Source organism: Rathayibacter sp. Leaf248, from assembly GCF_920939495.1.
Lineage (GTDB): Bacteria > Actinomycetota > Actinomycetes > Actinomycetales > Microbacteriaceae > Rathayibacter > Rathayibacter caricis.
This window is the reverse complement of the sequence record NZ_CAKLAV010000002.1, coordinates 256170-269121: the sequence shown is the minus strand read 5'-3', so window position 1 is coordinate 269121 and position 12952 is coordinate 256170. Positions and strand designations below refer to the sequence as shown.

The following is a 12952-nucleotide window of genomic DNA, read 5'->3' as shown; positions in this document are numbered from 1 at the left end:
GCGCGCTCGACTCTACCCAGACGCAGCGATCAGTCCCCCGTCGGAAACGGGTCGGAGTAGCGGGCCCACGCCCGCGGCCCCGCGAGCAGCTCGGACGGGGTCAGCAGGCACTCCGCGAGCGCCGACGTGACCCGCCGCGCCTCGAGCGAGAGGCCGTAGAGCACCAGCTCCTGCCCGGTGACGACCTCCGAGAGGTCGAGGTCGGCGGGGGTCGGCGAGAGGCCGAGCACCTCCCCCACGCTCGACCACGACAGGGCGCGCTCGGCGCGGGTGGCGAGGGTGACGAAGCCGCGCGAGCGCACGACGTCGCCGACGCGCTGCGGGAACTGCTCGACGAGTGCGCCGAGGCGGCCCGGGTGGAACGGCCGCGGATCGCGGAAGACGACGGTGCCGAGCGGCACCTCCGACGAGAGGCGCAGGGCCCGGCGCCCGCCGAGCTCGCCGATCCAACCGGGCGCGCGCCGCACGCGCCGGAGCGCCTCGACCGGCACCGGAGGCGGCACGACGCGGCCGGCGGTGAGCGCGGCGAGCGAGACGGCCGACGCGGAGGGGGCGAGGAGGGCGATCAGTGCGAGACCGGCCTCGTGGGCGGCCCGCTGCCCCTCCGCCGGACCCGCGACGACGACGAGCGTGCTCCACTCGAGCTGCTCGACGAGCCGCTCGACGGCGGTCACGCCGGGCTCGGGACCCGAGAAGTCGTCCGCGGTCCGCACCGCGACCCAGAGGGCGGCCGGCTCGACCACCGTCACCACGTGCCCGAGGCAGAGCGGCGAGCAGCCGTCCTCGAGGAGGGCGGCGAGCTGCTCGAGCGGGGCGTGATCGGAGGTGGTGCCCGGTCCGCAGAAGTGCACGAACGCGGCCGCCTCCACGGGCTCGAGCTGACGGTCGTTCTCGACGACGTGGCCCTCGAGACGCAGGGCGAGCAGCGCGGCGATGCGGCGGCGCCGCTCCGGGTCGCCGTCGCTGACGATCGAGACGACGGAGCGCTCGGCTGGCATGGGTCCTCCTCCCGGCCCGGTCGGCACCGGACGGGCATATCCTACTATCGAGAACTGTTCTCATTAACATCGACAGCACGGAGGAACGCATGAAGGTCCGCAATTCGCTCAAGAACCTCAAGGACCAGCCCGGCTCGCAGATCGTGCGGCGCCGCGGCCGGGTGTTCGTGATCAACAAGCAGAACCCGCGGCTGAAGGCGCGGCAGGGCTGACACCGGGAGTCACATCGATTCGACCCCGGCCGGGCGGGCTGCTTCACTACCTAGCATGAGTAGGGATTGCATCGTCGTCGGGGCCGGTCTGTTCGGGACCGCCACCGCGCTGCACCTCGCGCGAGCGGGAGCGCGGGTCGTGCTGGTCGACTCCGGAGCCGCGGCGCACGGCACCACCGCCGCGGGGGCCGGCTTCGTCGGCCTCTGGGCCGCGGGCTACGCCTGGTACTGGAACGAGTCCGAGCGCGACCTCGAGCAGTACGGCATCGACTTCTACCGCGGGCTCGCCGGGCCGATCCACCTGCGCGAGACCGGCAGCGCCTGGCTCGCCGTGACGGAGGAGGGGGTCCGCGACCACCTCGGACCCCTCGCCGCGCATCCGCTGCGCCCCGAGGGAGCCCGGTCGCTCTCGCCCGACGAGGCGGCCGAGCTCGTCCCCGGTCTCGACCCGGCGGCCGTCGCGGGCGGCTTCGTGCACCCCGGCGGCATCCAGATCAGCGCTCCGGATGCGGGGCTCGCGCTCGTCGCCGCCGCCCGCGCCGCGGGGGTCGAGGTGATCGAGCACACCGCCGTCGCCGAGGTCGTCGCGGCGGACGGGCGCGCGAGCGGGGTGCGCACGGCCGACGGTCGGGTCCTCGACGCCGACGCGGTCGTGCTCGCCGCGGGCTCGTGGACGAACGCGCTGCTCGCCCCGCTCGGGCGTCGGCTGCCGCTGGCGCGGGTCGTCGCGAGTCGGCTGACCACGCGGCCCTTCGGACTCCCTCCGCTGCCCACCCTGATGCTGCCCGAGCTGGACGGCCTCTGGGTGCGCGAGCACCTCGGCGGCCTCACCTACGGCAACGGCGTCGGCTACGAGGCGCTCGGCGAGGCCGCCGCCGACCGCCGCCCGCAGCGCACCGACCTGATCGAGAGGATGGACGCGCACCTCGCACCGATCCTCGCCCGACTGCTCCCCTCCTCCGCCGACGCGGTGCGCGACACCGAATGGACCCAGGGCGTCGTCTCCTACACCGCCGATCGGCGCTTCCTCGCCGGCCCGATCCCCGAGCTGCCCGGGCTGTTCGTCGCCGCGGGCGACAACGAGAGCGGAGTGACGCACGGGCCCGGCCTCGGCCGTCTCGTCGCCGAGCTCGTGCTCGAGGGCCGCAGCAGCCTCGGCGACGCGAGCCGGTACGCGCCCGGCCGCTTCGCTCCGCAGCCCTTCGCCGACGAGGCCGCCGTGCTCGCCGCGATGCCGCCCCGGCGCGAGGTCGACGCGGAGGCGGCGCGATGAGCGGCCGCGACGTCGTCGTCGTGGGCGCCGGGCTGGTCGGAGCCGCCGCTGCGCGCTCCCTCGCCGAGCGCGGCGACCGCGTGATCGTGTTCGAGCGCTTCGAGCGCGGCCACGACCGCGGCTCCTCCCACGGCGAGACGCGCATCTTCCGCCGCGGCTACCCGCAGGACGACTACCGTGCCCTCACCGGCCGCGCCGCCCGCGAGTGGGCCCGCCTCGAGCGCGAGAGCGGTCGGAGCCTCTTCACCGCGACGGGAGCGATCGACCACGGCGACGCCGACGCCCTGCGCGGGATCGAGGACGCCTTCGTGCGCGACGACATCGCCGTGGAGCGCCTCGACGCCGCCGAGGCCTCGCTCCGCTGGCCCGGGCTGCGCTTCGAGACCGACGTGCTGCTGCACCCCGAGGGCGGGCGGCTCGACGCGGCCGCCGCGATCGAGGCGCTGCTGGCGTCGGCCGAGGCGCACGGAGCGATCGTCCGCGAGCGCGCGGGCGTGCAGAGCATCGAGGAGCGCGACGGAGGCGTGCGGGTCGTCACCGACGAGGGCCCGCTCACCGCCGACGCCGTCGTCGTGGCGGGCGGATCGTGGACCCCGGCGCTCGTGGGCGGCCTGGTCGAGGCGGCGGGCCGGCGCCTGCCTCCGCTGCGCGTGACCCAGGAGCAGCCCGTGCACGTCACGACGGAGCTGCCGCTGCACGCGTGGCCGAGCTTCGTGCACCACCGCGGCGACCGGCCCGTGATCTACGGACTCGCGACCCCGGGCGTGGGCGTCAAGGTCGGCGAGCACGGCACCGGACGCGTCGTCGACCCCGACCACCGCGACTTCCGCCCCGAGCCCGAGCGGCACGCGCGCCTCGTCGCCTACCTCGAGGAGTGGCTGCCCGGCGTCGACGCGGCGAGCGCCGAGGCGATCAGCTGCCTCTACGACACCACCCCCACCGAGGACTTCGTGATCGACCGGGTCGGGCGGGTGGCGCTCGCCACCGGCTTCTCGGGCCACGGCTTCAAGTTCGGGCCGGTCCTCGGAGACCTGCTCGCCGATCTGGTCGACGGGGGCGAGCCGCTGGCCCGCTTCCGGCTCGGCTGAGTCCCTCTTCCCTCCGACGAAAGCAGCAGCATGCACTCCTCCCGCGCACTCGGCGCCCTCGCCCTGCTCGGCACGACCGCCCTCCTCGCCGCCTGCACCGGCGCGAGCGACGGCGGCGGCTCCTCCGACCGCCTCGTGATCGGCACGACCGACTCGATCGTCTCGCTCGACCCGGCCGGCGCCTGGGACCGCGGCAGTTTCACTCCGCAGAACCAGATCTACCAGCACCTGCTGAGCTACGAGGACGGCGACACCACGCCGGTGCCCGAGGCTGCGGAGCAGTGCGGGTTCGACGACCCGACGACGTACCGCTGCTCGATCGCGCCCGGGCTGACGTTCTCGAACGGGAACGAGCTGACCGCGTCGGACGTCGTCTTCTCGTTCCAGCGCGTGGTCGACATCGCGGCGGACAACGGCCCCTCCCCCCTGCTCGCGAACATGGAGTCGGTGGCGCAGGACGGCGAGGACGTGGTGTTCACGCTCGCGGTACCGGACGACCAGACCTGGCCGTACGTGCTCTCGAGCATGGCCGGTCCGATCGTGGACGAGGAGGTGTACCCGGCCGACGAGCTGCTGGAGGACGCCGAAGTGATCGGCTCGGGCCCCTACGCGGTCGAGAGCTACGAGGACGGCGGACTGCTGCTGCTCGCGGCGAACGAGGCCTACTCTGGCGACGCTCCCGTGACCGCGCAGGTCGTGCTGAAGCCGTACACCTCGTCGACGAACCTGCGCCTGGACGTCGAGAACGGCGGAGTCGACGTGGCCTACCGCTCGCTCACCGCGACCGACGTCGAGGACCTGCGCGACGACTCCGATCTTCAGGTCGTCGACGGCCCGGGCGGCTCGGTGCGCTTCCTCACCTTCAACGTGACCACGCAGCCGGGCGGCACTCCGGAGCAGAAGCTTGCGATCCGCCAGGCCGTCGCGTCGCTCGTCGACCGCGAGGAGCTGGCGGAGCAGGTCTACCGCGGCACCTACGCACCCGCCTACTCGGTCGTGCTCGACGGGCAGACCGGCGCGACGGAGGCGTTCGCCGACGCCTACGGAGCGGCTCCCGACCCGGACGCGGCCGCCGCGCTGCTCGCCGCCGCCGGGGTGCCGGTGCCCGTCGCACTGCCGATCCAGTACACGAGCGACCACTACGGGCCCGACTCGGCCCAGGAGTACGCGCTGGTGAAGTCGCAGCTCGAGGAGTCCGGGCTGTTCACGGTCGACCTGCAGTCGACGGAGTGGACCAGCTACGTCACCGAGCTGGTGCCCGAGTCGGGCTACCCCGCGTACCAGCTCGGCTTCTTCCCGGACTACCCGGACCCCGACAACTTCCTCCGCGCGGCGTACTCGTCGACCGGCTCCTCGGTCGCGAACGGCTACGCGAGCGCCGAGGTCGACGCGCTGATCGACACGGAGGCGACGGCCACGGACCTCGGGGCGCGCACGGCCGCGATCCAGGAGCTGCAGCGCGTGACGGCGGCCGACGCGCCGATCGTCCCGCTGCTGCAGGGCCGCGAGACGGTCGTGGCGGCGGCGGGAGTGACGGGCCTGGAGGACACGCTGGACGCGACGTACCTGTTCCGGTTCTCGGCACTGGGGAAGTAGGGGCGCGCTGCAACCGAGGGAACCCCGGACCGTCGAGACGTCCCGCTGCTGCGGGCTCCCTCGACGGGTCGGGGTTCCCTCGGTTGCGCGGTGTCAGCGGGTGAGGAGGACGGCGTCCTGCTGCCAGGGGTCGTCCTCCTCCGCGGGGACGGAGGCGGGGCGCTTCGTGCGGGCGACGGCGAGGGCGACGGTCGCGACGGTCATCGCGAGGGCGGCGGTGGTGGCCGCCGGGCCCACACTGAAGAGCAGGTTCTGCAGAATCATGCCGGGCGGGACATCGCCGCGGTAGGACCAGTTGTCGGGCAGCGTTTCGATGCCCCAAGCAGCTCCGAGCGCGAGGCCCCAGCACGTCGCGGTCCAGACGATCAGAACCGCCCAGCGTCCGCCTCTCATCGTCGCGCCACCCGCAACGCGGCGGCGGCACCGATCGAGAGCAGGCCGACCGTGATCGACGGCATCGGCAGGAAGTTCAGGAAGTACATGGCGATCTGATCGCTCGGGGATCCGGAGCTTCCGTAGACGACGGAGGAGCTGGACCAGACGAAGACGAGCGTGATCACCAGGAGGAGCACGCCTGACACCGCGAGTGCGAGAGGAACCCGCACGTCCAGAGCAGACCATTCGCGGCCGACCATCTCAGGGAACTCCTTCGGTCGGCCCTCCGGCTCGGTCGGCCGCTCATCGGAGTCGTCCTGCGGCAGGGACGGGAGGGGTTCCGGCGCCGTCGCGGTGCGCTCCGCCTGCGGCTCGAAGCCGAGCGTGCGGATCGGGTCGAGGACCGGCTCCGACGTCGGGAGCGCAGTGGTGCGCAGCTGGGTCGCGGCGGCGTCGCGGCGCCTCGGGCGGCGGAACCGCTCCTCCGCCTTCGCGCCCCGCTCGGGAGCGGGACCGTCGTAGCCGCGCTGGAACGCGGCGTGGTAGCGCGGATCGGTCCCCGCGTCGGTGTCGTGCGTCCGGCGTGCGTCGCTCACATGTCCCCCCGGGCTCGTGCGTTCGCGCCCATCCTCCCCCACGGGCGCCGGAGGAGCGAGCGTCAGCGGGCGACCGCCGCGCGCGACGGGAGGCTCGCGACGGCCGCCCCGACGAGGAGCAGCGCGATCGTCACCGCGGTGAAGAGCGGCCATCCGCCCGCCTCGACGACGAGGCCGAGGAGCCAGCCGCCCACTCCGGAGCCGACGTAGAAGGCGATCGTGTAGACCGCGCCGGCGTGACCGCGCAGGGCCGGAGCCGCCCGCGCGCCGGTCCACGCCGCTCCGGTCGCGTGCACGGCGAAGAAGCCGGCGGTGAGCACGACGAGGCCGGCGATCACGACGGCGACGACGTCCGAGAGCATCACCGCGAGGCCGACGACCATGGCGGCGATACCGACGCGCATGAGCGTGCGCGGTCCGATGCGCGGAGCCCAGCGGCCGGCGAGGCGCGAGGAGACCGTGCCCGCCAGGTAGGTCGCGAAGAGCAGCGAGACCAGCGCGGGCGGGAGCGCGAACGGCGGCGCCTCGAGGCGGAAGGCGAGGTAGTTGTAGACCGCGACGAACACGCCGACGACGAGCACGGTCTGCACGGCGAGCGCCAGCAGCACCGGATCGCACAGGACGCGCACGGTCTTGGACCAGCCGCTCCCCCGCTCCGGAGCGACGGCCCGGGCCGCGGGTCCTCGGGGGGCGAGGAGCGCGAACGCGAGCGCGGCGGCGGCGCAGACCAGCGTCACGACGAGCAGCGCGGGGCGCCAGCCGAGCAGCGGAGCGAGGGGCCCGGCGATCAGGCGGCCCGCTGCTCCCCCGATCGTGGTCCCCGAGACGTAGGCCGCCGCGGCGGCCGTGGCGACCGCTCCGCCGACCCGGTCGTGGATCGCGGCGACGGCGAGGGCCGGCACCGCCCCGAGGACCGCTCCGCCGAGGAAGCGGAGCACGAGCAGCACCTCGAAGGACGGCGCGACGCAGGCGAGCAGCGCGAGGACCACCGACGAGAGCACGGCGATGCGCATCGACTCGAGCCGGCCGATCCGCTCGGCGATCGACGCCCACGGCAGCACCATCACCGCGAGGCCGAGCGTGGCGGCCGAGACGGTGAGCGCGGCCTCGGCCGGGGTGAGCGCGAACTCGCGGGCGAGCTGCGGGAGCACGCTCTGCACGGCGTAGAACTCGGCGAAGGTGGCGACTCCGGCGGCCAGGAGCGCGAGGGTCATGCGGAGGTCGGTGCGCTCCGCCGTCCGCGGACGCTCGACGGTGCTCATGACTGCGAGGCTAGGTCGGCTCGGAACGGATGACCAATGGCGTTCGTGGCGCGACCTATACGATTCGGACATGACCGACGAAGCCGACTGGCCCGCGATCCTGAAGCTGCTGCCCGTGCTCGTGGCCGTCGCCCAGACCGGCAGCGTCACCGCCGCGGCCGAGGAGCTGGGGGTGCCGCAGCCGACGGCGAGCCGCTCGCTCGCGCGGCTGGCCGAGCTCGTGCGCACGCCGCTGGTGCGCCGCGAGGGCCGCGGAGTGGTGCTGACGGAGGCGGGGCGTCGGCTCGCCGAGGCGGCGCAGGACGGGATGGCGGTCATCCGCACGGGGCTCGCCGAGGTGCGCCAGGCCGGCGAGCTCGAGGACGGGCGGATCTCGATCGCCTTCCAGACGCTGCTCGGCGAGAGCTACGTGCCCGACGTGATCCGCCGCTTCCGCCGTCGCTGGCCGCGAGTGGGCTTCGGCCTCCGGCACGGGTCGCGGGCGCTGTGCCTTCGCGCGGTGGCCGACGGCGAGGCCGAACTCGCGATCGTCGCCGATCCGCCGACCCTGCCCGGCACCACCACGACCACCCTCTACACCGAGCCGCTGCTCGCGGTGGTGCACCACCGCCATCCGCTCGCCTCGCGCCGCTCGGTGACGGTGGAGGATCTGCGCGGGCTCGACCTGATCATGCTGTCGGCGGGCTACGGACTGCACGAGTCGGCGCGGCGGCTCCTGCGCCACGACGGCCGCGACCCGGAGCCGGTGTTCGAGGTGGGCGACTACCGGGCCGCACGCGGGCTGGCGGCAGCGGGGCTGGGGATGACGATCCTGCCCGCGAGCCCGTCCTCGATCGACGACGGGGTGCGCGAGATCCCGATCGACGACCCGCGGGCGATGCGCGAGATCGGGGTGCTGGTGGCGGACACCGGCAACCCGGTGGTGCCCGAGTTCGTGCGGGCGCTGCGGGTCGCAGCGGGAGCGCGCGGGCGGGTCGTGGGGTGACGCTCTGATGTCAAGTACAGGACACGGCAGGGCGTCGTGCAGGATGCTCGGAGAGGATCCACCCACTCCCCCTGCCGCGCACCACTGTCACCCGAGGACGGCACCGGCCATGATCCTGCTCCGCACCCACTCCAACCGCTGGATCGCGCGCGCCCGCCGTGCGGGCACCGTCGTCGGCGTCATCACGCTCGACACCGACCCGGGGCGCCCCGTCCACCGCACCGTCCGGCTCGATCCGAGCGGCGAGCGCGTGCTGCTGCGCGACACCGAGTCGCTCGAGGAGGCGTTCGCGGTGCTGCTCGCGGGCGTCGAGCGGGCCCGGCTCTCCCTGGAGGCGGAGCTCGCCGGACCCGTCGCCCCGGTCAGCGTGCGCGAGATCCTCGAGGACGCGGCGACACCGCCCGACGAGGACGGGATCGCCGCCTGAGCTAGCGCGTCGAGACGCTGCCCGTCGGCGTCGCGTCCGCGGCCGCTCCGCTCTCCTCGCGGAACAGGCGCTCCGCCTCCTCGCCGCCCACGGCCTCGCCGCGCGCGACCATGCCGGCCTGGTCCGACAGCGGGATCTGCTTGAGGAAGATCGCGAGCACGAGGGCCAGCAGGATGAACGGGATGAGGTACCAGAAGACCGGCGCGAGCGAGTCGGCGTAGGCGGTCACCACTCCGTCGCGGACCTCGTCGGGCAGGGTGCTCAGCGTCTGCGGGTCGAGGGTGGCGGCCGAGGCGCCCGCGGCGGAGTCGCCGGCTCCCGCGAAGACCGCGGTCAGCTTCTCGGTGAGCGAGTTCGTGAAGATCGTGCCGAAGATCGCGACACCCAGGGCGGCGCCGACCTCGCGGAAGTAGTTGTTCGTGCTGGTCGCCGTGCCGATCTGCTCGGCCGGGACGGCGTTCTGCACGACCAGGACCACGACCTGCATGATCAGGCCGAGCCCGGCGCCGAAGACGAACAGGTAGACGCAGATCAGCCAGATCGGGGTCTCGGCGGCGAGCGTGGTCATCGCGGTCATCGCGATCGCGGTGAGGATCGTGCCGACGATCGGGAACACCTTGTACGTGCCGGTCTTCGTGATCGCGATGCCGGACAGGATCGACGTGCCCATCAGGCCCGCCATCATCGGCAGCATCAGCAGGCCCGACGCGGCCGCGGAGGTGCCGGACGCCATCTGCAGGAACGTGGGGATGAATCCGATCGCCGCGAACATGCCCAGGCCCAGGGTCAGGCCGATCGCGGTGGCGTTGAGGAAGATCGGGTTGCGGAAGAGGCTCAACGGGATGATCGGGTCCTCAGCGCGGGACTCGACCCAGATGAAGCCGGCGACCGAGAGCACGAGGCCGGCGCCGAAGAGCCAGGTCTCGGGAGCGCCCCAGCCGTGCTGCGCGTCGCCGCCGAAGTCGCTGAAGAAGATGAGGAACGTGGTCGCGGCCGAGAGCAGCACGACTCCGGGGATGTCGATCCGCTTCTGCGCCTTCCTGCTGGGCAGGGTGAGCGCGAACCACGCGATCGCGAACGCGCCGATGCCGACCGGGATGTTGATGTAGAACGCCCACTGCCAGGTGAGGTGATCGACGAACAGGCCGCCGAGCAGGGGTCCGGCGATGGCCGAGAGGCCGAACACCGCGCCGATCGGGCCGAGGTACTTGCCGCGCTCGTTGGCCGGCACGATGTCGGCGATGATCGCCTGCGACAGGATCATCAGCCCGCCGCCGCCGAGGCCCTGCAGGGCGCGGAACACCACGAAGCTCCAGAAGTCGCCCGCGAACGCGCAGCCGACGGAGGCGATCGTGAAGAGCGCGATCGCGATCAGGAACAGGTTCCGCCGGCCGAGCACGTCGCCGAACTTGCCGTAGATCGGCATGACGATCGTGGTGGCGAGGAGGTAGGCCGTGGTGATCCAGGCCTGGTGCTCGACTCCGCCGAGCTGCCCCACGATGGTGGGCATCGCGGTCGAGACGATGGTCTGGTCGAGGCTCGAGAGCAGCATGCCGGCGATGAGCGCCGAGAAGATGATCCAGATCCTGCGCTGCGTGAGCAGGAACGGCTTGGCGGGGGCGGTGGTCATCGGTCCTCTTCGGGGGTGACGGGAGCGGCGGGGGTGGCGGGAGCGAACAGGGCGCGGGCCTCGGCGAGGCGGGCGCGCAGGATCTCGGGGAACGGGGCCGGGGACTCGGACGTGAGCGCCTCCTCCACGGCCAGGCGCGCGACGGTGCCGACGAGCTGGACGGCCAGGCGGAGTCGCGGATCGCCCGGCTCGAGGCCCTCGCGCTCGACCGACAGGCGCTCGAGCAGGCGGTCGCGCTCGCTGCCGACCTGGAGGAGCGCGGCGAGCAGCCTGGGCTCGCGCTCGAGCAGCGCGAAGAGCTCGTGCGCGCGCTCGGGAGTGAGTCCGATGGCCTCGAAGTGCTCGATCGCGAGGTCGGCGAGCGCGTCGAGCAGGTCGTCGGACAAGCGCCCGGCCTCGCCGCCGCCGGCGAGGAAGCGCTGGGCCGCCTCGCCCTCGAGTCCGTCCTCGGGGCGGCCGAGCACGGCCTGCTCCTTCGAGGGGAAGTGGTTGAAGAAGGTGCGCCGCGAGAGCCCGACGTCGTCGCAGAGCTCGTCGACGGTGAAACCGTGCAGCCCGCGCTCGACCGCGAGCTCGCGCGCCCGGCGGGCGAGCTGTGCGCGACGCTCGGCGACCTGGAGGGCACGTGTGGTCGTTGCACTCTCGATCATGGAGTGCATTCTTGCACGAGATGCACCGATCCCGCTCGGCACGGCGGAGGAGACCGGGGAGAATGTCGTTCCGCGATGTTTCTAAAACCTTCTCAATGAATTGGTTCTCTAGGTTTTAGAATTGTCGGGTGAGTCCTTCCGCCGATTCGACATCGCTCACCGAGCTGCTCCTCGACGCCGGAGTCGCGGTGCGGATCGTCAGCGCCCGCGAGCTGGTGCTCACGGCCCCGTCCGGCAGCCGGACCCCCGTGCGACTCGTCCCGCTCACTCGGCCGCCCACCTCCTCGGAGATGCGCGACCGTGCACTCGGGGCGCCGGACGGGATCGCCATCGGCTTCGTGACGTCCCGCTCGAACAGCATCAGTCGGCGCCTCGCTCTCGAGGATCCCCGACTCGCCGTCTTCGGCGTCGACGACGGCACCGTCATCGTCGCGGGGAAGGACCTGACGGTCGAGAAGGACGATCTCGCCGCGCATCGGCCCGGCAGGGTGTCGTACGGACGGTTCGCCCTCTATCGGACACTGGCCCGGACACGCGCTCCCCGATCCCAGGCGGTGCTCGCCTCGGAGTGCGGGGTCTCGCAGATGACCGTCTCGAAGCTGCTCACCGCGGACGGGAACCTGGCGCGCCGGACCGGTCGCGGCTGGACCGCCGTGGATCCGCGAGCCCTCGCGGCTCGATTCCTCGCGGAGTACCCCGGGCCGGGAGGCCTCGTGCAGGCCTGGTACTCGACGGCCCCGGTCACGGAGCAGGCGCAGACCGCCGCGACGCTCGGAGAACACGTGCTGCTCTCCGGCGACAGTGCCGCCGACCGACTCGCCCCTTGGAGGATCCCCCGCTCGGCGATGATCTCAGCGCCGGAGAGCCTCCCCCTCGAGAACGACGGGTTCGCCGAAACCGATTCGCGCGAAGCGACGCTGCGGGTGAGTGTGCCGGCGGACCGCACCATCCGATCGACTGCGCACGCGTGGTATCCGGGCGGAGGGATCGTGGACCCTCTCGTCGCCGCCTGGGATCTCCGGACCAGCGGAGGCGCCGATGCGGAGGACGCCGCGGAGCACCTGCTCCGACGGGAGGTGCCGACATGGCGGGACTGAGATCCGTGACCCTCCCCTCCACGTCGCGTGCCGACGACGCAGCACTCCGGGCGCTGCAGGACGCCTCCCGCGCCATCGCGCAGGTCGACGACGCCTGCGTGGTCGGCGGGCAGATGGTCGCACTCCTCGCCGCCGCGTTCCCGACCGCCGGAGCGACCACCCGTCGCACCGTGGACGCCGACGCGGCGGTCTCCCCCGTGATCGCCGCCGCCGGCACACTGCACGCCCTGCTGACAGCCGACGGCTACTCGCCTCTCACGAGCAACCACTACGTCCTCGGCGACCGGGTGATCGACGTCCTCGTTCCGGCGACAGGCCGCGCTTTCGAGACCATGGAGTACGGAGGACGCGCCTTCGACAGCGCACCCGGCCTCTCCCTCGCCCTGACGAACCTGCTCGAGCTCGCCGTCACCGCGGTACTGCTGGACGGAACCGTCCTGACCTTCACCACGCGAGTGCCCGGCGTCGAGCGTGCGGTGATCGTCAAAGCTCTCGCTTTCGGGTCGCGACGAGCACAGAAGGACCTCGTCGATCTCGTCACCCTGCTCGAGATCAGGGACGCGCACGGCCCCGACGTCATCGGAGGATGGCGCATCGGCGAGGACGCGGACTCCGGGGCGCGGGGAGACGCGGCGGCAGTGCTCCGTCGCCTCGCCGGAGCGCCCGGACTCCGCTTGATGCTCCGGGAGTCCGGGCTCCCGCCGGGACGCGTCACGTCGCTCCTGCGCACCCACATCGCGGGGGGCTGACCCCCAGCGTCGGT

Annotated in this window: 14 protein-coding genes; 8 read left to right on the top strand and 6 right to left on the bottom strand. The window is 73.0% G+C overall.

What is annotated here, in order from left to right:
* Positions 1–29: 29 nt before the first annotated feature.
* Complete coding sequence (locus LRG51_RS14280; protein ID WP_230673294.1) at positions 30–998, bottom strand: GTP-binding protein; 969 nt, start codon at positions 996–998, stop codon at positions 30–32.
* 89 nt (positions 999–1087) lie between these two features.
* Between LRG51_RS14280 and ykgO the strand changes: the two genes are divergently transcribed.
* The 4 genes from ykgO to LRG51_RS14260 are packed head-to-tail and all read left to right on the top strand — an operon-like array spanning position 1088 to position 5167.
* Positions 1088–1210, top strand: coding sequence for a type B 50S ribosomal protein L36 (ykgO, locus tag LRG51_RS14275; RefSeq protein WP_055790224.1), 123 nt, complete (start codon positions 1088–1090; stop codon positions 1208–1210).
* A gap of 55 nt (positions 1211–1265) precedes the next feature.
* Positions 1266–2483, top strand: a complete 1218-nt coding sequence (locus LRG51_RS14270) for an NAD(P)/FAD-dependent oxidoreductase (RefSeq protein WP_230673293.1) — start codon at positions 1266–1268, stop codon at positions 2481–2483.
* Positions 2480–3571 carry an FAD-dependent oxidoreductase gene (locus LRG51_RS14265; RefSeq protein ID WP_230673292.1) on the top strand — a complete coding sequence of 364 codons (1092 nt, stop codon included), beginning with the start codon at positions 2480–2482 and terminating at the stop codon, positions 3569–3571. Before LRG51_RS14270 ends, LRG51_RS14265 begins: the two co-directional genes overlap by 4 nt.
* Positions 3572–3601: 30 nt before the next feature.
* Positions 3602–5167, top strand: coding sequence for an ABC transporter substrate-binding protein (locus LRG51_RS14260; protein WP_230673291.1), 1566 nt, complete (start codon positions 3602–3604; stop codon positions 5165–5167).
* Positions 5168–5260: 93 nt separating this feature from the next.
* Here the strand turns inward: LRG51_RS14260 and LRG51_RS14255 are convergent, their stop codons facing one another.
* The 3 genes from LRG51_RS14255 to LRG51_RS14245 all read right to left on the bottom strand — a co-directional run bounded on the left by LRG51_RS14255 (position 5261) and on the right by LRG51_RS14245 (position 7400).
* Positions 5261–5560 carry a hypothetical protein gene (locus tag LRG51_RS14255; RefSeq protein ID WP_230673290.1) on the bottom strand — a complete coding sequence of 100 codons (300 nt, stop codon included), beginning with the start codon at positions 5558–5560 and terminating at the stop codon, positions 5261–5263.
* Positions 5557–6138, bottom strand: coding sequence for a hypothetical protein (locus tag LRG51_RS14250; RefSeq protein WP_230673289.1), 582 nt, complete (start codon positions 6136–6138; stop codon positions 5557–5559). Before LRG51_RS14250 ends, LRG51_RS14255 begins: the two co-directional genes overlap by 4 nt.
* A 62-nt stretch (positions 6139–6200) precedes the next feature.
* Entirely contained in the window at positions 6201–7400 is a 1200-nt protein-coding gene (locus LRG51_RS14245; RefSeq protein WP_230673288.1) for an MFS transporter, read from the bottom strand.
* Between the two features lie 70 nt (positions 7401–7470).
* On the opposite strand from LRG51_RS14245, the gene LRG51_RS14240 reads away from it, so the two are divergent.
* Both LRG51_RS14240 and LRG51_RS14235 read left to right on the top strand, forming a co-directional pair.
* The gene (locus LRG51_RS14240; RefSeq protein WP_230673287.1) at positions 7471–8385 is read left to right on the top strand and encodes a LysR family transcriptional regulator; all 915 of its coding nucleotides are present in this window, start codon (positions 7471–7473) and stop codon (positions 8383–8385) included.
* 109 nt (positions 8386–8494) lie between these two features.
* On the top strand, positions 8495–8812 hold the full coding sequence (locus tag LRG51_RS14235) for a hypothetical protein (RefSeq protein WP_055790195.1): 318 nt from the start codon (positions 8495–8497) through the stop codon (positions 8810–8812).
* Between the two features lies 1 nt (position 8813).
* On the opposite strand, the gene LRG51_RS14230 is transcribed toward LRG51_RS14235, so the two are convergent.
* A complete protein-coding gene (locus LRG51_RS14230; protein ID WP_230673286.1) occupies positions 8814–10442 on the bottom strand; it encodes an MDR family MFS transporter in 1629 nt (542 codons plus the stop codon).
* Positions 10439–11092: a TetR/AcrR family transcriptional regulator gene (locus LRG51_RS14225; protein WP_055790187.1), complete on the bottom strand. Its 654-nt coding sequence runs from the start codon at positions 11090–11092 to the stop codon at positions 10439–10441. Before LRG51_RS14225 ends, LRG51_RS14230 begins: the two co-directional genes overlap by 4 nt.
* 128 nt (positions 11093–11220) lie before the next feature.
* Between LRG51_RS14225 and LRG51_RS14220 the strand changes: the two genes are divergently transcribed.
* Together LRG51_RS14220 and LRG51_RS14215 are read left to right on the top strand one after the other, a co-directional pair.
* Positions 11221–12189 (top strand): hypothetical protein, encoded by a 969-nt coding sequence (locus LRG51_RS14220; RefSeq protein ID WP_055790184.1) that lies wholly within the window; start codon positions 11221–11223, stop codon positions 12187–12189.
* Positions 12177–12938 (top strand): hypothetical protein, encoded by a 762-nt coding sequence (locus LRG51_RS14215; protein WP_055790180.1) that lies wholly within the window; start codon positions 12177–12179, stop codon positions 12936–12938. Before LRG51_RS14220 ends, LRG51_RS14215 begins: the two co-directional genes overlap by 13 nt.
* Positions 12939–12952 lie beyond the last annotated feature (14 nt).

Bases quoted from the DNA above. Each gene is read 5' to 3' on its own strand.
- LRG51_RS14280 (WP_230673294.1), bottom strand. From the start codon at position 998: ATGCCAGCCGAGCGCTCCGTCGTCTCGATCGTCAGCGACGGCGACCCG.
- ykgO (WP_055790224.1), top strand. From the start codon at position 1,088: ATGAAGGTCCGCAATTCGCTCAAGAACCTCAAGGACCAGCCCGGCTCG.
- LRG51_RS14270 (WP_230673293.1), top strand. From the start codon at position 1,266: ATGAGTAGGGATTGCATCGTCGTCGGGGCCGGTCTGTTCGGGACCGCC.
- LRG51_RS14265 (WP_230673292.1), top strand. From the start codon at position 2,480: ATGAGCGGCCGCGACGTCGTCGTCGTGGGCGCCGGGCTGGTCGGAGCC.
- LRG51_RS14260 (WP_230673291.1), top strand. From the start codon at position 3,602: ATGCACTCCTCCCGCGCACTCGGCGCCCTCGCCCTGCTCGGCACGACC.
- LRG51_RS14255 (WP_230673290.1), bottom strand. From the start codon at position 5,560: ATGAGAGGCGGACGCTGGGCGGTTCTGATCGTCTGGACCGCGACGTGC.
- LRG51_RS14245 (WP_230673288.1), bottom strand. From the start codon at position 7,400: ATGAGCACCGTCGAGCGTCCGCGGACGGCGGAGCGCACCGACCTCCGC.
- LRG51_RS14240 (WP_230673287.1), top strand. From the start codon at position 7,471: ATGACCGACGAAGCCGACTGGCCCGCGATCCTGAAGCTGCTGCCCGTG.
- LRG51_RS14235 (WP_055790195.1), top strand. From the start codon at position 8,495: ATGATCCTGCTCCGCACCCACTCCAACCGCTGGATCGCGCGCGCCCGC.
- LRG51_RS14230 (WP_230673286.1), bottom strand. From the start codon at position 10,442: ATGACCACCGCCCCCGCCAAGCCGTTCCTGCTCACGCAGCGCAGGATC.
- LRG51_RS14225 (WP_055790187.1), bottom strand. From the start codon at position 11,092: ATGATCGAGAGTGCAACGACCACACGTGCCCTCCAGGTCGCCGAGCGT.
- LRG51_RS14215 (WP_055790180.1), top strand. From the start codon at position 12,177: ATGGCGGGACTGAGATCCGTGACCCTCCCCTCCACGTCGCGTGCCGAC.